The 17,409-nt window shown below is 69.2% G+C and carries 19 protein-coding genes; 3 read left to right on the forward strand and 16 right to left on the reverse strand.

The genetic code is table 11. The annotated features are described in order from the left end of the window. Window positions 1-9 precede the first annotated feature (9 nt). Genes BOSE46_RS05265 through BOSE46_RS05275 form a run of 4 tightly spaced genes read right to left on the reverse strand, consistent with a single transcriptional unit; the run spans window position 10 to window position 2,395 of the window. Window positions 10-672, reverse strand: coding sequence for a M50 family metallopeptidase (locus tag BOSE46_RS05265; protein ID WP_371415502.1), 663 nt, complete (start codon window positions 670-672; stop codon window positions 10-12). Further along, window positions 669-1,073 carry a tetratricopeptide repeat protein gene (locus BOSE46_RS21420; protein ID WP_236551618.1) on the reverse strand — a complete coding sequence of 135 codons (405 nt, stop codon included), beginning with the start codon at window positions 1,071-1,073 and terminating at the stop codon, window positions 669-671. Before BOSE46_RS21420 ends, BOSE46_RS05265 begins: the two co-directional genes overlap by 4 nt. Window positions 1,074-1,122: 49 nt before the next feature. After that, a complete protein-coding gene (locus BOSE46_RS05270) occupies window positions 1,123-1,764 on the reverse strand; it encodes a hypothetical protein (RefSeq protein ID WP_159538939.1) in 642 nt (213 codons plus the stop codon). A 10-nt stretch (window positions 1,765-1,774) separates the two neighbouring features. Then, window positions 1,775-2,395: an NAD(P)H-dependent oxidoreductase gene (locus BOSE46_RS05275; RefSeq protein ID WP_159538941.1), complete on the reverse strand. Its 621-nt coding sequence runs from the start codon at window positions 2,393-2,395 to the stop codon at window positions 1,775-1,777. 101 nt (window positions 2,396-2,496) lie between these two features. Between BOSE46_RS05275 and rmuC the strand changes: the two genes are divergently transcribed. Continuing rightward, window positions 2,497-3,846 carry a DNA recombination protein RmuC gene (gene rmuC / locus BOSE46_RS05280; RefSeq protein WP_159538943.1) on the forward strand — a complete coding sequence of 450 codons (1,350 nt, stop codon included), beginning with the start codon at window positions 2,497-2,499 and terminating at the stop codon, window positions 3,844-3,846. A gap of 8 nt (window positions 3,847-3,854) precedes the next feature. Here rmuC and BOSE46_RS05285 read toward each other — a convergent pair whose 3' ends face one another. From BOSE46_RS05285 to BOSE46_RS05320, 8 genes are all read right to left on the reverse strand, one after another. Further along, window positions 3,855-4,463 carry a DUF998 domain-containing protein gene (locus tag BOSE46_RS05285; RefSeq protein WP_159538945.1) on the reverse strand — a complete coding sequence of 203 codons (609 nt, stop codon included), beginning with the start codon at window positions 4,461-4,463 and terminating at the stop codon, window positions 3,855-3,857. Between the two features lie 26 nt (window positions 4,464-4,489). Further along, window positions 4,490-5,665: a cystathionine gamma-synthase gene (locus BOSE46_RS05290; protein WP_159538947.1), complete on the reverse strand. Its 1,176-nt coding sequence runs from the start codon at window positions 5,663-5,665 to the stop codon at window positions 4,490-4,492. Next, a complete protein-coding gene (locus BOSE46_RS05295; protein WP_159538949.1) occupies window positions 5,662-7,038 on the reverse strand; it encodes a cystathionine beta-synthase in 1,377 nt (458 codons plus the stop codon). Before BOSE46_RS05295 ends, BOSE46_RS05290 begins: the two co-directional genes overlap by 4 nt. 44 nt (window positions 7,039-7,082) lie before the next feature. Continuing rightward, a complete protein-coding gene (locus BOSE46_RS05300) occupies window positions 7,083-7,478 on the reverse strand; it encodes a hypothetical protein (RefSeq protein WP_159538951.1) in 396 nt (131 codons plus the stop codon). Between the two features lie 314 nt (window positions 7,479-7,792). Beyond that, window positions 7,793-8,326: a DUF6318 family protein gene (locus BOSE46_RS05305; protein WP_159538953.1), complete on the reverse strand. Its 534-nt coding sequence runs from the start codon at window positions 8,324-8,326 to the stop codon at window positions 7,793-7,795. A gap of 65 nt (window positions 8,327-8,391) precedes the next feature. Then, window positions 8,392-8,877 carry a TM2 domain-containing protein gene (locus BOSE46_RS05310; RefSeq protein ID WP_159538955.1) on the reverse strand — a complete coding sequence of 162 codons (486 nt, stop codon included), beginning with the start codon at window positions 8,875-8,877 and terminating at the stop codon, window positions 8,392-8,394. Window positions 8,878-8,908: 31 nt separating this feature from the next. Next, window positions 8,909-11,203 (reverse strand): protein translocase subunit SecD, encoded by a 2,295-nt coding sequence (secD, locus tag BOSE46_RS05315; RefSeq protein ID WP_159538957.1) that lies wholly within the window; start codon window positions 11,201-11,203, stop codon window positions 8,909-8,911. Window positions 11,204-11,259: 56 nt separating this feature from the next. Further along, window positions 11,260-11,607: a hypothetical protein gene (locus BOSE46_RS05320; protein WP_159538959.1), complete on the reverse strand. Its 348-nt coding sequence runs from the start codon at window positions 11,605-11,607 to the stop codon at window positions 11,260-11,262. Window positions 11,608-11,671: 64 nt separating this feature from the next. Here BOSE46_RS05320 and BOSE46_RS05325 point away from each other — a divergent pair, with 64 nt between their 5' ends. Next, window positions 11,672-12,646, forward strand: a complete 975-nt coding sequence (locus BOSE46_RS05325) for an aldo/keto reductase (RefSeq protein ID WP_159538961.1) — start codon at window positions 11,672-11,674, stop codon at window positions 12,644-12,646. 174 nt (window positions 12,647-12,820) lie between these two features. Here the strand turns inward: BOSE46_RS05325 and BOSE46_RS05330 are convergent, their stop codons facing one another. The 4 genes from BOSE46_RS05330 to BOSE46_RS05345 form a co-directional block, all read right to left on the reverse strand. Beyond that, complete coding sequence (locus BOSE46_RS05330; RefSeq protein ID WP_159538963.1) at window positions 12,821-13,411, reverse strand: hypothetical protein; 591 nt, start codon at window positions 13,409-13,411, stop codon at window positions 12,821-12,823. A gap of 61 nt (window positions 13,412-13,472) precedes the next feature. Next, on the reverse strand, window positions 13,473-14,339 hold the full coding sequence (efeU, locus tag BOSE46_RS05335; protein WP_159538965.1) for an iron uptake transporter permease EfeU: 867 nt from the start codon (window positions 14,337-14,339) through the stop codon (window positions 13,473-13,475). 57 nt (window positions 14,340-14,396) lie between these two features. Beyond that, window positions 14,397-15,674: a ribonuclease D gene (locus tag BOSE46_RS05340; RefSeq protein WP_159538967.1), complete on the reverse strand. Its 1,278-nt coding sequence runs from the start codon at window positions 15,672-15,674 to the stop codon at window positions 14,397-14,399. Then, the gene (locus tag BOSE46_RS05345) at window positions 15,671-16,264 is read right to left on the reverse strand and encodes a DUF3000 domain-containing protein (RefSeq protein ID WP_159538969.1); all 594 of its coding nucleotides are present in this window, start codon (window positions 16,262-16,264) and stop codon (window positions 15,671-15,673) included. Before BOSE46_RS05345 ends, BOSE46_RS05340 begins: the two co-directional genes overlap by 4 nt. A 101-nt stretch (window positions 16,265-16,365) precedes the next feature. Here BOSE46_RS05345 and hemE point away from each other — a divergent pair, with 101 nt between their 5' ends. Further along, window positions 16,366-17,409, forward strand: coding sequence for a uroporphyrinogen decarboxylase (gene hemE / locus BOSE46_RS05350; protein ID WP_159538971.1), 1,044 nt, complete (start codon window positions 16,366-16,368; stop codon window positions 17,407-17,409).

The raw sequence follows: 17,409 nt of genomic DNA on the forward strand, positions 1-17,409 counted from the left end.
GCCAGTCAATCAGGTGAGCAGATCGGTCACGCGTACCGCACCGGCGAGCGCGGCGAGCGTCAGCAGCAGGAAGATGGTGTTCCACACCGCAGCGGGCAGGATCGTGAGGCGGGCGAGGATGTCGGCGTCGGTCGTACGCGTACGGACGCGCCGCCGGTGTGCCCAGAGGTCAACAGTCATGCGTGGTGCGGCGACGAGCAGGAACCAAGCGAACGCCAGCGCGGCGAAGTCCTGCACACGTTCGGGCGCCTTCCAGATCAGCAGACCGACGGCGACCCCGCTGAGCCCGACCACGACGAGGCCGAACCAGTTGCGGATGTACAGCAGCATCAGCGCCAAGGTGGCCAGCCCGGCATACAGGGCCCAAGGGGTGTGCCCGCCGTCGACCAGCAGCACGGAGCCGAGGCCGAGCGCTGCCGGCGCGAGGTAGCCGGCCGCCGCCGTCGCGATCATGCCGGCACCCCGGGGCTTACCGCTGGAGACGGTCAGCCCCGAGGTGTCGCTGTGCAGCCGTATGCCGTTGAGTCGCCGCCCGGTCAGCACTGCCACGACCGCGTGACCGGCCTCGTGCACCAGCGTCACGAGATGCCTGGTCGTCCGCCACACGGTCGGGATGAGGACGAGCGCGAGGGCGGTCGCGACGGCAGCCTGCTGCGTGTCCAGGACGCTCAGCCGGTCTGTCTGTCGACGAGCTCGACGCGCGTGGCGTCGCGCTCGGACGCGCCCATCGCCGCAGCGACGCGGTGATGAACTGCGCCCTCGCGGTGACGGCTCTGCCGGTCGAGGGTCAGCCCGAGTGCGGTCTGCGCCCACATGCTGGTGGGCTCCAGCTCGATGAGGCGTCGGAACGCGTCCTCGGCGGGCGAGAGCTGGGCGGCCGCGAAGTGCGCCCGGCCGAGCAGCTCCCATCCTGCGGAGTTGTCGGGCTCGGCTTCGACCACCTTGCGCAGCACGCGTGCGGCGTCGCGCGGGAAGCGCGAGTCGAGCAGGTCCTCGCCGTAGCGGTAGGCGTCGAACAGGTCGAGCGCGGCGATCTTCTCGTCGCTGATGTTCGGGGTCAGGTAGATGGTCATGAAGCCTCCTTCCAGGGCGTCGGCCGGGTCAACGCCGCCATGACGGGGTTCATTCCGCCGGCTCGGTCGTCTCGGTGGGGGTCGGAGTCGGGGTCGTCGCCGTGTCGCTGGGTGTGGGCGTGGTGGCCGACGGGGTCGGTGTCGTCGTGGGGTCGGTCTTGGTCGGTGTGGTGGTCGGATCGGTCGGCTTGTCGCTCGGCTTGGGCTTGCCCTTGTGGCCGCCGAAGGTGTCGCCGATCGTGGTGCCCTTGGAGCCGTCGAGCGTACGGTCGGTCACCAGCTCGTACGTCGTGATGGCCGCCAGCGCGAGGAGCAGCACGACGACGGTCGTCGCGATGATGGTCTTCCAGTGCAGTCGCGGGGGCGCCTCGTCGGGGACGAACTCGGCGCGCTCGACGGGTGCGTCCTCGGCGGCCTGGTCGATCGTCTCGGCGATCTCACCGTCCTCGTCGACCCGCCGCTGGATGATCGTGCCGCTGGCCGTGGTCACGAGCAGGGTGCGGCCCTTGTCGAGCGTACGCGCGTAGAACGCCGACGTGAGCGTGACGACCGCGCTGCCGACCGCGGCGCCGACGAGGGTGCCCGCGACGCCCAGAGAGGACGCGATCCACGCGGCCGTCACCGCCGCAAGGACACTTGCGGCGACCTGGAACCAGGACACCTCACCCAGGAACCCGCGACGTTCAGACATACCGGCCAGACTAAAGGGCGGTGCCGAATGTCTGCGCTGCCAGCGCGTCGACCTCGTCGAGCCAGGCTTTTCGCTGCTCGTTCGTGGAGTCGCCGACCGGCCGTAGCACGCGCCGGGTCACGCGTGGGCCGCCGAGGTAGGGCGCGACGCAGCGTCCCCAGATCGAGTCGAGCGGGTCCTTGTAGAGGTCGCGTTCCCGCTCGTCGGTCGTGTCGGACGTGTTGACCACGAACAGCTCGGTGATCGGGGCGAGCGGCTCGGGGTAGCCGGTGGCCTCCGCGAGGCGGTAGGCGACGCCGGGCACGACCACGCGGTTGATCCAGCCGGTGAGGATCGCCGGCGGCATGCCCCACCAGTTGGGGTGCACGGCGATGAGTCCGTCGGCCACGCGGAGCTCCTCGCGGTGCAGCGCCACGAGCGGGTCGTTCTCGCGGGCGAGCACCGACTCGATCGCACCGCCGCTGGTGTGCGACTCCTCGGCGGTGAGCACGGGATCGAACAGCTCGGCGTACAGGTCGTGCGACCGCACCTCGTGGCCGAGGTTGAGCAGGCTCTCGCCGATACGCTGGGCGATCGCGTGGCAATAGCTCGTGGCCCTCGGGTGGGCCAGCAGGAGCATCACGGTCGACATGGTTGACGATTCTGGCAGTCCCGGGGGTCTCGTGGGGCCGATCGGGCGTGTCAGTGGCCTTCCTCCACGAATGTGTCGGTCCCGGTTGCGACACTGACGACATGGAACTCGTCATCGTGCTTCTCGTCGGACTCGCGCTCGGCCTCGTCGGAGGCTGGTTGTTCGGGCGTGCGGGCGTCGTCGCTGAGTCCACGGGGTCGATCGACCCGCAGGTGACCGAGGCACGCCACGAGGCGTTGATCTCGCAGATCCGTCACGACGAGGCGGTCGTACGCGCTGAGGTCGAGCAGCAGCTCGCCGCCGCCCAGGCGTCGGTCCAGGGCCTGCGTGAGCAGCTCGTGCAGGCGCAGGAGCAGCACCGCCAGACGGTCGAGGCGCACCGCCAGGAGACCCGTCAGCGCGAGGCCGCGACGCAGACCGAGAGCAAGGTGCTGCAGAAGCTCGCGCCGGTCGCCGCGCAGCTCAAGGACATGCAGCAGAAGGTCCTCGACCTCGAGAAGCAGCGCAGCGAGCAGCACGGCGACCTCGCCGCGCAGATCCGCGCGACCCGGCAGAGCGCCGAGCAGTCCAAGATGGCCGCCGAGACCTTGTCAGCCGCGCTGCGCAACAACTCGGTGCGCGGTGCCTACGGTGAGCTCCAGCTCAAGACGCTGGTCGAGTCCGCAGGGCTGCTCAACCGCATCGACTACTCCGTGCAGGAGTCGATCTCCGCCGACTCCGGCGCCCGGCGCCCCGACATGGTGATCAAGCTGCCCGGTCGCAAGCAGGTCGCGATCGACTCCAAGGTGCCGTTCAGTGCGTTCATCGACTCGTTCCGCGAGGACATCAGCGAGGCCGAGCGCAAGACGCTCCAGACCCAGCACGCCAAGCAGGTGCGCGGGCACGTCGATGCCCTGGCCGGCAAGGAGTACTGGACCGGACTGCCGGTCAGCCCCGAGTACACGATCGCCTTCATCCCGAGCGAGGCGATCCTCAACACCGCCCTCGACGCCGATCCCACCCTCCTGGAGTACGCCTTCAGCCGTGGCATCGTGCTCGCGACACCGGTCAACCTGTGGGCCACGCTCAAGACCGTCGCACTGACGTGGAAGCAGGAAGACCTCGCCGAGAACGCCCAGGAGCTGGTCGACCTGGGTCGCGAGCTCTACAAGCGGCTCGGCAAGCTGTCCGACCATGTCTCCAAGCTGGGCCGGTCGATCGAGACCACGGTGCGGTCCTACAACGACTTCGCCGGCTCGCTCGAGGGTCGCGTGCTGGTGACCGCCCGCAAGCTCGACGGCATCGACGAGGCGCGGATGCTCGGCGAGGTCAAGCAGATCGAGGGCGACACCCGCCGGCTCACCGCGAGCGAGTTCACGGTGCTCGACGAGACCGGCATCGCCCGCCCGGAGATCGACTTCGAGCAGGTCGGCCTGCCCGGCGTCGCCGAAGACGACGAACGCACCGCCTGATCGTCCTGTCAGTCGGCTGTGCGCCGGCGGCTCAGCATGGCGATGACGCCGACCCACACGTAGCCCGGCCAGAGGGCAAGGCGTTCGAACCCGCCGAGGGCGGTTGACCCGTCACCCGCCAGCAGTGCCGCGAAGCCGAGGACTCCGATCGCCGACAGCGCCGCGGCCGCGAGAGTGGCGCGTGCGAGCCCGGGACGTGTGGCCCACAGGCTGAGCGCCGTGAGCACCAGCGCGGTGGGCTGAGCCAGGAAGACCGGAAGGGCGACGAGCCCGTGCAGCCCGCCGTTCTCGTTGACCGGCACCAGCCCCACACCGACTGAGCCGAGGCCCGAGACGCACCACGTCACGACGGCCGCTGTGCCGACTCGGCCTGGCAGGATGCGGGAGCCGAGCAGGAGCGCGCCGAGGGCGAGGGTCACCCCGAACCAGATGAACGCGACGTTCATCGTCGCGTGCCATGGCGAGCACAGCACGTCGCCGCGGATCGTCCGGCACGAGGTGTTGCCGAGGTCGCTGACGGTCGAGTCGACGAAGCTGTAGTCCCGCGAGGCCTGCAGTCCGACGACGACCTCGGTGACGACGTAGAGCGGTTGCAGCGTCCAGGCGGCCCTGCCCACGCCTCGTGGGGTCAACCTTGAGCGCCTTACGGTCGCAATGCGTGCTCCAGGTCGCCGATCAGGTCGCCGATGTCCTCGATGCCGACGGACAGGCGTACGAGGTCGTCCGGGACCTCGAGCAGCGAGCCCGCGGTCGAGGCGTGCGTCATCGCGCCGGGGTGCTCGATCAGCGACTCGATGCCGCCGAGGCTCTCCGCGAGGGTGAACAGCTCGGTGCGGGCGCAGAAGTCGAGCGCAGCCTGCTTGCCGCCGGCGAGACGCACCGAGATCATGCCGCCGAACCGCCGCATCTGCTTGGCCGCGACCTCGTGGCCCGGGTGCTCGGGGAGACCGGGATAGAGGATCGACGAGATGGCGGAGTGCCCCTGCAGGAACTCGACGATCGCCTCGGCGTTGTCGCAGTGCTTGTCCATGCGGACGGCGAGCGTCTTGGCCCCGCGCATCGTCAGGAACGCGTCGAACGGGCCCGGCACGCCGCCGGCTCCGTTCTGCAGGAACGCGAACGCGGTGTCGAGCTCGTCGTCATCGGTGACGAGCGCTCCACCCACGACGTCGGAGTGGCCGCCGAGGTACTTCGTCGTCGAGTGCAGCACGATGTCGGCGCCCAGCGCGAGCGGCTGCTGCAGGTAGGGCGACGCGAAGGTGTTGTCGATGACGAGCTTGGCGTTGGCGGCGTGGGCGATCTCGCTGATCGCGGCGATGTCACCGACGTTCAGCAGGGGATTGGTGGGCGTCTCGATCCACACAGCCTTGGTCTCGGGCCTGATCGCGGCCCGGATCGCGTCGAGGTCGTTGACCGCGGCGACGGTGTAGGTGATGCCCCACTGGGTGAACACCTTGTCGATCAGGCGGAACGTGCCGCCGTACGCGTCGTCGGGGATGACGAGGTGGTCGCCGGGCCGCAGGAGCGAACGCAGTGCACAGTCGGTGGCCGCCATGCCGGAGCTGAACGCCCGACCGTGGGCGCCACCCTCGAGCGCGGCGAGGTTGGCCTCGAGCGCCGTACGCGTGGGGTTGCCGGTGCGGGCGTACTCATAGCCGCCTCGCATGCCGCCCACGCCGTCCTGCGCGAACGTCGACGACGCATAGATCGGCACGTTGACCGCGCCGTTCTCGGCGTTCGGCTCATAGCCCGCATGGATCGCGCGGGTCGCGAATCCCTGCCACGCGCCCTCGTCCTGCGTGCTCTTCTTTTCACTCATACGTGAACCCCCAAGAGGTCGTGGCGGGTCAGGACACCGAGCGGCTTGCCGTCCTCGACGACCATCACGGCATCGCTGGCGCTGAGCGCCTTGAGGGCGGTGTCGAGGTCCTCCTGGCCGCCGATGAGCGGGAAGGCGGGCTCCATGTGCTGCGAAACGGCGTCGGTGAGGTGGGCGCGGCCCTCGAACACAGCGCTGAGCAGCGCGCGCTCGCTGACGCTGCCGGCGACCTCGCCGATCACGACGGGCGGCTCGGCGCCGACCACGGGCATCTGCGAGACGTTGTACTCGCGCAGGATCTCGATCGCGTCACGGATCGTCTCGGACGGGTGCGTGTGCACCAGGGCCGGCATGCCGCCGGACTTGCTGCGCAGCAGCTCACCGGCCGTGACCTGGTGGGTGTGACCGTCCAGCGGCTCGCTGAGGAAGCCGTAGGACGACATCCACTCGTCGTTGAAGATCTTCGCGAGGTAGCCGCGGCCGCCATCGGGCAGCAGGACCACCACGAGGGCGTCCGGTCCGGCCTCTTTGGCGACCTGCAGGGCCGCGACGGTCGCCATGCCGCACGATCCGCCGACCAGGAGGCCTTCCTCGCGAGCGAGCCGGCGGGTCATCTCGAACGAGTCGGCATCGCTGACGGCGATGATCTGATCGGGGATCGACGGGTCGTACGCGCTGGGCCAGAAGTCCTCGCCGACGCCTTCGACAAGGTAGGGCCGGCCCGTGCCGCCGGAGTAGACCGAGCCTTCGGGGTCGGCGCCGATGACCTTGACCTTGCCGCCGGAGACCTCCTTGAGGTAGCGGCCGACGCCGGTGATCGTGCCGCCGGTGCCGACGCCGGCGACGAAATGGGTCACCTTGCCGTCGGTGTCAGCCCAGATCTCGGGTCCGGTGGTCTCGTAGTGGCTCTCGGGTCCGGCGGGGTTGGAGTACTGGTCGGGCTTCCAAGCGCCCTCGGTCTCGCGGACCAGACGATCGGAAACGTTGTAGTAGCTGTCGGGATGCTCCGGCGGCACGGCGGTCGGGCACACCACGACCTCGGCGCCGTACGCGCGCATGGCGTTGCGCTTCTCCTCGCCGACCTTGTCGGGGCACACGAAGATGCAGTGATAGCCGCGCTGCTGGGCGACGAGCGCCAGCCCGATCCCGGTGTTGCCGGAGGTCGGCTCGACGATCGTGCCGCCGGGCTTGAGGGCTCCGGAGGCTTCGGCGGCGTCTACCATCTTGACCGCGATGCGGTCCTTGGCGCTGCCGCCGGGGTTGAGGTACTCGATCTTGGCGGCCACGGTCGCGGATCCCGCGGAGGTGACCGAGTTGAGACGGACCAGCGGGGTGTTGCCGATCAGCTCAACGATGTGGTTTGCAATGGGCATGCGGCCATTCTTGCACTCGTCGGATCGGCAGGATCTTCACGTCGTCAGCGCTTGGTGAGCACGGGTGCGGCCTCGCGGACGTCGAGGTCCGCAGCCGGTCCGGATGCCTGCAGCGTCTGCCCGATGGTCTGCCATGCGCCGCCGTCGACGCGGTAGCGCACCCGGTAGGTCACGTCGACGCGCGGACGTACGTTGTCGGCAGGCTCGCGATAGCGGTGGGTGACGTCCATCGCCGGGTACGGCTTGCCGGGCCGGCTGGTGGTCTTGACCGTGCGGTCGCCGTGGACCCAGGTGTAGCGGATCGGCTCGGCGACGAGATCGATGTCGAAGCCCAGCAGCGTGATGCTGCGCTCGAAGGGCTGCGGCCGCGTGTAGAAGATGGTCTCGATGTTGACGAGGGTCTCCTCGCCGGGCTGGATCCGCACCTTGAGGCTCGGCAACCCGATCTCCCGCACTGCCCGCAAAACATCCCCGTCGGTGATGTCCTCAGGCTGAACCCGTGTCGGCGCCTCAGGTGCTGGCTCGCAATTGAAGCCGGCCCCTGGATCTTCGATGCACTCAGTGGTCTCGGTGGCCTTGCGCACCCCAGCTGGCCTGTTCGATACGTCTTGCCGCCTGTCAGGGCGTTCAATTTCTGATCCGTGAAGGCGGATCCTCGGTTTGCTGGGGTCGGGCGTGACGTCAATTGCGGAAGTAGCTGGTGACCCGGTGACAAGCAGAATCACGATGGACAGGATCGATGGAGTGAGCCCCTTCATTTCGCGTCGCCAAGTGCCAGTTGGGTGATCCTTCGGGAGCCCGAAGTCCCTTGGATAGCGAACGTCAGTTCGATTTTCTCCGAGCTTGAAGTTTGTTCGTTGTCGTCTCGACTCGTTCGGAATCGGTTCCTGCCGGAGGTGATCGTTGTAGTTGCGTAAGTTTCAGAATCCCCGGTTTCGAGCGTGAACTTCGAAGCAGTCCACTTCCCGCCCTTGAAGTAGCCGCCGGATTTGTAGGTGTCGCGGTAGAGGTTGATGTAGCTCTGGCAGCCCTCGCACTTCGGCGACGAAAGGCGCGACAACTCCTCGACGTCTCCGGTGCTCGCGGCGTAGTTGAAGACGTCGATGTAGTGCTTGACGAACGCGGCGGCGCCTTCGGATGTGTCTTCCTTGGCTTGCGCCGGCATGGTCGGCGGGGTCGCGGTCGGCGACGCCGAGGTGCTCGTGCGCTTCGGCTCCTTGGGCGCTGGATCCGACGAGCACGCGCCAAGGGTCAACAGGACGGCCAGAACAATTCCCCCGAATCGCATGCCCGAGAAACTACCGAAACACGCGCGGTTCTGTCAGCCCCTGCCGTGGACCTGTGGACAACCCGTCACGGACGGAGCGGGCGGCCCTGTGAGTCGTTCGGCTCACCGGTGAGCATCAGGATGCCGTCGATCAGGGACCAGATTCCGCCGATGCCGCAGGTGAAGATCGACACGAGCAGCTGAGCGACGCCTGTGCCGGTGTCGCCGATGTAGAACCGGCCGATGCCGAACGGCAACAGGATGTTGAGCAGCCCGGCGATGAGCTTCTGCTTGTCCGAGTACGGCACACCCGTCACCGGGTGCACGCCCCACGGGGCGCCGGCGTGCGCGCCGTACGCGTAGCCCGGAGGCGGGTAACCACCGGGTGGCGGCTGGTAGCCGGGCGGGGGACCGTAGCCCGGAGGCGGCGGCGGAGCCTGACCGCCCGGAGGCGGCGGCGCGTACCCCGGAGGCGGCTGGTTGGCCCGTCCGTAGTCGGGCTCGCCGCCCTCGAGCGGAACAGTCGGCTCGGTGGGGTCGGACTCGGGCGGCTCCGGCGGGGTCGACGTCATGCCAACACCCTAGGGGTCCGCCCGGCCCGCCTCACACCACCGCGCCCGTCGACCTGCCGTCATCGACATTCGCGTACGGGTCGATGACCCGTGCACCGGGCTCCGTCGGGTCGTACGGCCACCGCTCCTCGAGCACGACCGCCAACGCCGACGCCGTGAAGATCGTCGACAGGATGCCGACCGACAGGCCCAGCAGCAACGCGATCGCGAAGTCGGTCAGCGAGTCGCCGCCCAGCACCGCCAGCGCCGCGAGGATGAACATCGCGCCCAGCCCCGTGTTGATCGTGCGGGGGATCGTCTGCAGGATCGCCTCGTTGACCACCTCCCGCAGGGGCCGCTTGCGGTTCTCGCGGGTGTGCTCGCGGATGCGGTCGAACACGACGATCGTGTCGTTGACCGCCAGACCGATGATCGACAGCACCGCCGCGAGGAACACGCCGTCGATCGGCTTGCCCCACCACGCGAACACGCCGACCACGGTCAGCACCACCGACGACATCGACAGCACGGCCGCCGCGGCGTACGTCCAACGGAACCGCCACGCGAGATAGATCATCTGAGCGGCGATAGCGATGCCGAACGCGATCAGCGCCTTGTCGCGCAGCTCCTTGCCGAGGCTCGGACCGACGAGCTCGTCGCGTTCCTTCTCGACGTCGCCGGCCACCCCGGTGAGGGCCTTCTCGATCTCGAATGCCTCGTCGTTGGTGATGTCGTCGACGCGCACCGTGATGTTCTCCTTGCCGCCCTCGCCGGACGACGACTGCACGACGGCCTTGGGGAAACCGGCTTCGCCCACGGCGTCACGAGCGTCGTCGACGTCGACGGACTGCGACGAGGAGTACTCCAGCAAGCGCCCGCCGGTGAACTCGACACCGAGGTTGAGGCCGCGCAGGGCGATGCCACCGATCGAGATCACCGCGACGACCAGCGTGACGGCGATCCACGTGCCGCTGCGCTTCATGAGGTTGGGGCCGCTCTCGGTGAGCCACGCGCGGATGCGTCCCGTGCCGGCGATGCCGCTGATGCCCGGATGCTTCCGGACGTACGCCCGACGCATCGCCCACTCGCTCAGCACTCGCGCGACGACCAGCGCCGACACCATCGAGGCCACGACACCGATGGACAGCGTCACGCCGAACCCCTTGACGGGACCGGACGCGAAGAAGAACAGCAGCGCGGCCGCGAGCAGGGTCGTGACGTTGGAGTCGATGATCGCCGACCACGCCTTGTTGAAGCCGGTGTTGAGCGCGGGGGACAGGCCGCCGGCCCTGCGCTCGGCATACTCCTCACGCGCTCGTTCGAAGACCAGCACGTTGGCGTCGATCGCGAGCCCGATCGCGAGGACGAAGCCGGCGAGACCGGGCAGCGTGAGGGTCGCACCGAGCCAGACGAGCAGACCGTACGAGATGAGGGCGTACGCACCCAGGGCGATCGTGGCGAGCAGGCCGACGAGCCGGTAGACGAACATGATGAACAGCCCGGTGAGGACGATGCCGATGATCGCGGCCTCGATCGAGGCGTCGATCGCGACCTTGCCGAGCGTGGGGCCGACGGTCCTCTGCTCGACGATCTCGACCTCGATCGGCAGGGCGCCGCCCTTGATCAGCACGGCCAGGTCCTTGGCCGACTCCTGCGTGAAGCTGCCCTGGATCTGCGTGCTGTTGCCGCCGCCGGAGGCGCAGAGCTCAGGGACGACGCCGGGGGAGGAGATGACCTTGTCGTCGAGCACGATCGCGACCCGGTTGCCGGCTGCGGTGTTGGCGCACGCGTCGGCCACGAGCTCCTTCCACCCGCCGCTGCCCGAGCCGTTGAACGTCACGCCGACGACCCATTCGCCGAGGCCTTGCTGCTCGGTCTCGGCCGTGGCGTTCTTGACCCCGGTCCCGTCGAGGAGGGCCTTGCCGATGACGACGGGGGCGCCGCTCTCGTCGTTGAGCACCTGCTCGCCCTTGGCCGCCTTCTCGTCGGCGGCCGGGATGCGCAGCACCTCGTGGAACGACAATTGTGCGGTCTGGCCGATGACCTTCGCCGCCTCGCGCGGGTCCTGCACGCCGGGCAGCTCGACGATGATGCGGGTGTCGCCGGAGCGCGCCAGCGTGGGCTCGGCGACGCCGAGCGCATCGACGCGGCCGCGCAGCACTCCGAGGGCGCGATCGGTCGACTCGGCGTTGGCCTTGGCGCGGTCGGAGTCCTTGGCCTGCAGGACGATCTGGGTGCCGCCCTTGAGGTCGAGGCCGAGGTTGGCGGTGCTGGTCAGGGCAAAGATCAGGGAGATGGCGACGACGGCGAATGCGGCGACGGCGCGCCACAGTGGGGCACGAGACATGGGTCAGCTTTCGAGCGACACGCAGGAGCGTGGAAGGACGGGTGGATGGCGCGGGCTCAAAGAGCCGGCGGCGCCCGTCCGGTCGGGGTGACGCGGTCACTCCCGGTTCGTACGACGAGGGTCTCGGGGGTCGCGTCGGCGGCGGTCGGACGTACGTCCGGGGTCGCGGTCGGCGGGGTCGAGGCCAGGTCGAGGTGCTGCGGGGTCTGCTGATGGTGGTGTGCCGCGAGGAGAGCCTGGGGCGTCCGCGCCGCCTTGGCAGCGGAGCCGGCGTGGCTGGGGTTGCCGACCGTGGTGCGGTGCGCGCTGGCCCGGGCGGGTCCGCCGAACGTCACGAGCAGGACGGCGACCAGCGCAGCCGTCAGGGCAGCGGCGATCCTGCGCGCTGCATGCCTCGAGAACATCTGGCGAGTGTACGTGAGATGAGACGGTTGCCGGTCGCACCGATCGCCTGCCTAGGCTGGACGCATGACGATCTCCCGCCGCAACCTCGGAACCAGCAGCATCACCGTCTCGACCGTCGGCGTCGGGTGCAACGCCTTCGGCACCCGCATCGACGCGGACCAGACAAGAGCCGTCGTCGACGCGGCATTCGAGCACGGCGTCGACTTCTTCGACACCGCCGACGTCTACGGCACGGGCCAGAGCGAGCAGCTGCTCGGCGACGCGCTCAAGGGGCGCCGCGACGAGGTGGTCATCGCGACGAAGTTCGGCATGGACATGCAGGGCGTCAACGGCGACGACGGCGGCCGGCGTGGCACCGCGACCTACGTGCGTACGGCCATCGAGGCGAGCCTCAAGCGGCTCGGGACCGACCACGTCGACCTCTACCAGCTGCACACCCCCGACCCCTCGACGCCGATCGAGGAGACGCTCGGCGCGATGACCGAGCTCGTCAAGGAGGGCAAGGTCCGCGCGATCGGCAGCTCCAACCTGCAGGCGTGGCAGGTCGTCGACGCCGACTGGACGTCCCGGACCAGCGGCCTCGAGTCGTTCGTGACGGCGCAGAACGAGTACTCGCTCTACAACCGCACCGCCGAGACCGAGCTCGTCCCGGCGTGCGAGGCGCTGGGCGTCGGCCTGCTGCCGTACTTCCCGCTGGCGTACGGCCTGCTGACCGGCAAGTACACGCGGGGTGAGGACGCCCCGGAGGGCACCCGCCTCGCAGTGCAGCGGGGCCGCCTCGAGAGCGCCGACTGGGACCGCATCGAGGCGCTGGAGTCATTCGCGGCAGCGCGCGACATCTCGATCCTCGATCTCGCGATCGGCGGACTCGCGGCCCAGCCGGCCGTCACGAGCGTCATCGCCGGTGCCACCAAGCCGGAGCAGGTCGCCGCCAACGCGGCTGCAGGTGAGTGGATGCCGACCGCTGAGGATCTCGACGAGCTGGCTGAGCTCGGCCGTCCGGCCCAGTCGTACACGACGTTCGCGCCGCGGCGCTGACCCGTACGTGTGAGGGTCGCGCCGGGCTGGGAAGCGCCTCACGGCGCGTGGCCGCTCGAAGCGGCTAATTTTGGGACCCGGGGCTACCACAGCCCGACGCGTGCACCAGCCTAACCGAGCACGGGCGCAACTCAAGCACCGTGAACGACGTGTGTGACTCAGATCAACCGAGCGTCAGTGCAGGCGGTCTGAGCGCTCGAGCTCCGCGGCCCGGCGAAGGTGCACGGCGGTGTCGACGAGCTTGGCCGCGCTCTGCGGATCGCCGCTCTCCAGCTGGGCCCGGCCCACCCCCACGATGTGCGCGAAGGCCGCTGCGCGGTCGAGCGTCACGTCGAAGTCGGCACCGACGATCCCGCGTACGACCGTGTCGACGAGAGCGATGACTTCCTCGGGCCCCGGCGGGTCGACGACGCCGGCGAGCACCTCGTGCACCGGCGCGTACGCCTTGCCGGCGGCGAACTCGCGAGCCGCCTGCTCGGGCTGCCGGTAGACCCACGTGCGCAGGAGGTAGAGCCGCCACAGCGCCCCGGCGAGGCTGTCTGCCGCGGCGTGCGACCACAGGTCGGCGATGACGCCGAGCCCTTCCTCGTCCGCAAGGTGCAGGACCCGGTCGACCAGCCCCTGGTCGTCGCCCGAGCGCGGGCCACGGACCAACAGGTTGGCGATGCGGTGACCGGCGGCGGCCATCTCGGCCGGATCGGCACCGTCGGCCTGGGCCTCGAACAAGGCAGAGCCCGGCAACGACGGTCGCTTGAACTCGGTCATGTCATTGCTCCCCGCGGAATCCCTCCGGTCATGCGACAACCGTAACCGCGGGCACCCAAGATCAGGCGCTCTGGACGACCTTGTTTTCGGCGGGTGTCGCGACCGCCTTGGGCTTGCGCAGGTAGAGCGGCAGGATGACTGCGAGGTAGGCCGCCCAGCAGATGCCCTGCAGCCACGACGGGTCGGGCTGGAAGTTGACGGTGCCCTTGAGCAGCGTGCCGTACCAGCTGTCCTTGGGGATCGTCGAGGAGATGTCGAAGATCGCGTTGCCGAGGTGGCTGATGCTGCCGACGTCACCGGTCAGGCGGGGCAGGAAGCCGGCCTCCTGCAGGTCGTACACGCCGTACGCCAAGACCCCCGCTGCCACGATGATCAGCAGGAACCCGGTGATCGTGAAGAACTTGCCGAGGTTGACCTTGATCGCGCCGCGGTAGATGCCGATGCCGAGCAGGATCGCGATGATGAAGCCGAGCGTGGCGCCGATGAACGGTTGCGGGGAGTAGGCATTGGCGATCGTGCTCCACATGATCGCCGCCGTCTCGAGCCCCTCACGGCCCACCGTGAGGAACGCGACGAGTGCGATGGCGCCGTTGCCGAGCGCGACGGCCGAGGCCATCTCGCCCTCGAGCTCCTTCTTGAGCCCGCGAGCCGTGCGGCGCATCCAGAAGATCATCCAGGTCACCAGGCCTGCGGCGAGGATCGACAGCGTGCCGCCCACGCCCTCCTGCGCCCGGAACGACAGTGCCTCGAACGCGATCGTCACGAACGTGAAGACGGCGACGACGAGGACGATCGCGGCGGCGACTCCGAGCCACACGTAGCGGATCTCGTGGCGACGCTTGGTCTTGACGAGGTACGCGATCAGGATGCTGACGATCAGGCTGGCTTCGAGGCCCTCGCGGAGACCGATCAGGAGGTTGGCGAACACATCCTCGATCGTAACTTAGGTGGCGCTTACCTAACGATCGAGAACCTAAGAACTACGTCACACCGGATCGGCAGCGAGCGCTGCCGTGAGGGGATCGACGATCAGGCCGATCTGCCACGCCCGCGCACCGTCGGCGAGAAGGGCCGCGGTGACCGAGTCGACCGTGATCGGGGTCGGCGGCTCCCAGGCCAGGTTGCGGACGAGCTGGGGACTGATGAGGTTCTCGGTCGGCAGGTCGTGCTTCTCGGCGAGCTCGACGACGACCTCGCGGGCCCGGGCGAGGCGCCCGGCGGCGTCAGGGTTCTTGTCGGCCCAAGCGCGCGGCGGGGGCGGGCCGTCCGTACGTTGACCGGTCGTCGGCAGCTCGGCCTCGTCGAGGGTCAGGCCGCGTTCGACCGCGTCGTACCACTCGCTGACGAACCGGCGCGGCCCGCGGTTCTTCATGATGCGCATCGACTTGAGCGCGTTCTCGTCCTTGGGCGGGTTGACCGCGATCTCGAGGATCGAGGTGTCGGGCAGGATGCGCCCCGGCGTCGTGTCGCGCGCCTCGGCGATCGCGTCGCGGGTCTCCCAGATCTCCCGGACCAGGCCGAGGGCGCGGCGTCCGCGAGCCTTGTGGAGGCCCGACGTACGGCGCCACGGCTCCTTGCGCTCGGGCGGTCCCTGGAACGTGAGCAGTGCCTCGAACTCCTCGGCGGCCCATTCGCGCTTGCCGGCCTTCTGGAGGTCGGCGTCGATGAGGTCGCGGAGCTCGACCAGCACCTCGACGTCGAGGGCCGCGTAGACGAGCCACGGCTCGGGCAGCGGGCGGGTCGACCAGTCGGCCGCGGAGAACTCCTTGGCCAGGCTCAGTCCGAGGTAGTGCTCGACCAGGGCCGCGAGCCCGACACGCGGCAGGTTGAGCAGCCGGCCGGCCAGCTCGGTGTCGAACAGCGACTCGGGATAGAGGCCGACCTCGGCGAGGCACATGAGGTCCTGCGTCGCGGCGTGCAGGATCCACTCATTGCCGTCGAACGCGGTGTCGAGCGGAACAAGGCTGTCGAAGGCCGTGGGATCGATGAGGTGCGTGCCAGAGCCCTCACGGCGTACCTGCACGAGGTAGGCCCGCTGGGAGTAGCGATAGCCCGAGGCCCGCTCGGCGTCGAGGGCGATCGGTCCCGTGCCGGCGGCGATGCGCTCGCACGTGTCGCGCAGCAGCTCGGGGGTGTTGACGACCGGCGGCAGCGGGTCGCGGAGCTCGAGGCGAGGCGCTTGGGGTGTGACCGGCTCCGCCGTCTCTTGTGCGACGGCGTCGGTCGGGGTCTCGTCGGGAGTCGTGGGGTCGGACTGGGTCAACGGACACCACGCCTGCGGGGTAGGGGGATGACGCCGGGCGCCAAGGGGGGCAGGCCGGCGATCGCGCACAACAAGTTGGACCAGGCTGCCGCGTGGGAGTCCATGCCCGGTGTCGGGGGATCGATCATCGGCGTCCACGACGCGCGCACCTCGATCTGCGCGTCCGAGCCGTCGGCCTCCATCTCGCCGAAGCCCTCGGAGCGTACGACCGTGACGCTGCCGCTGCCGGCCGTGTAGCCGCTGCCGTACGCCTCGAGGGCCTCGGTCAGCCAGCTCCAGCCGACGCTGGGCAGCACGGGATCTGCTGCCATGTCGGCCTCGATGTCGGCGCGAGCAAACGTCACACAACGGAACGTACCGCCCCAGGCGTCGTTTCCGGCAGGGTCATGCAGCAGGATGAATCGTCCGGTGGCGAGCTCGTCCTCACCGACGAGCACGTCCCCGCTGATGGCGAAGGCGTGCGGTGCGATGCGTTGGGGCGCTGGCATCTCGTCGACCACGACCTCGGGTCGAAGGACGGCTTGCCGTATGTGCTCCACCGCAGCGGTGAACTGCGCGGGGGTGCGGTCGATGTCGCTTCGGGCTCCCACACTGTGATCGTAGGCGTGCCGGGGTCAGGTCGGGTCCCGACACTCCGCACGAGCCGGGTCACTGCCCTCTTGAGGCATTTGCGCACCTGAGAGAATGAAGTGTGACCGTGACCCTCACTGACAGTGCCTTCCTGCAGGCAGCCCGCGGCGAGCGCCCTGCCCACACACCGGTGTGGTTCATGCGCCAGGCCGGTCGCGCGTTGCCCGAGTACCTCGCCATCCGCGAGGGCGTCCCGATGCTCGAGTCGTGCTTCCGCACCGACATGGTCGTCGAGATCACGATGCAGCCGATACGTCGTTACGGCGTCGACGCCGCGGTCTTCTACTCCGACATCGTGGTGCCCCTCAAGGCGATTGGCGTCGACCTCGACATCGTGCCCGGCACGGGACCGGTCGTCGCCGAGCCCATCCGCTCGCTCGCACAGCTCGACCAGCTCCGTGACCTCGAGCCCGACGACGTCACGCCGATCACCGACGCCGTCACGGCACTGACCGGCGAGTTGGGGGCCACGCCGCTCATCGGTTTCGCCGGTGCACCGTTCACGCTCGCGTCCTATCTCGTCGAGGGCGGACCGTCGCGCGACCACCGGTTGACCAAGCAGCTTATGTACTCCGAGCCCGAGCTGTGGCACGCGCTGCTGGGCCGCATCGCGGCGATCGCGGGACAGTTCCTGCGCCTCCAGGTCCAGGCCGGTGCGTCGGCGATCCAGCTGTTCGACTCGTGGGCCGGTGCGCTGTCGCTCGCCGACTACGAGACGTACGTCAAGCCGCACTCGGCCGCGGTGCTCGCGTCGGTGGCCGACCTCGGCGTCCCGCGCATCCACTTCGGCGTCGGCACGGGCGAGCTGCTGCACGCGATGGGCGAAGCCGGCGCTGACGTCGTCGGCGTCGACTGGCGGGTGCCGCTCGACGAGGCCGTACGCCGCATCGGCCCCGGCAAGGCGGTGCAGGGCAACCTCGACCCGGCTGCGGTCTTCGCGCCCACCGAGTTCCTGCACGCCCGAGCGGCGGAGGTCATCGAGGCCGGACGCGCCGCGGAGGGCCACATCTTCAACCTCGGGCACGGCGTGACGCCGGCGATGGACCCCGACGCGCTCACGCGACTCGTCGAGTTCGTCCACGGCTACGAGCCGGTCTCTCGCTGA

The sequence above is a fragment of the Aeromicrobium sp. 9AM genome, from assembly GCF_902506105.1.
Classification (GTDB): domain Bacteria; phylum Actinomycetota; class Actinomycetes; order Propionibacteriales; family Nocardioidaceae; genus Aeromicrobium.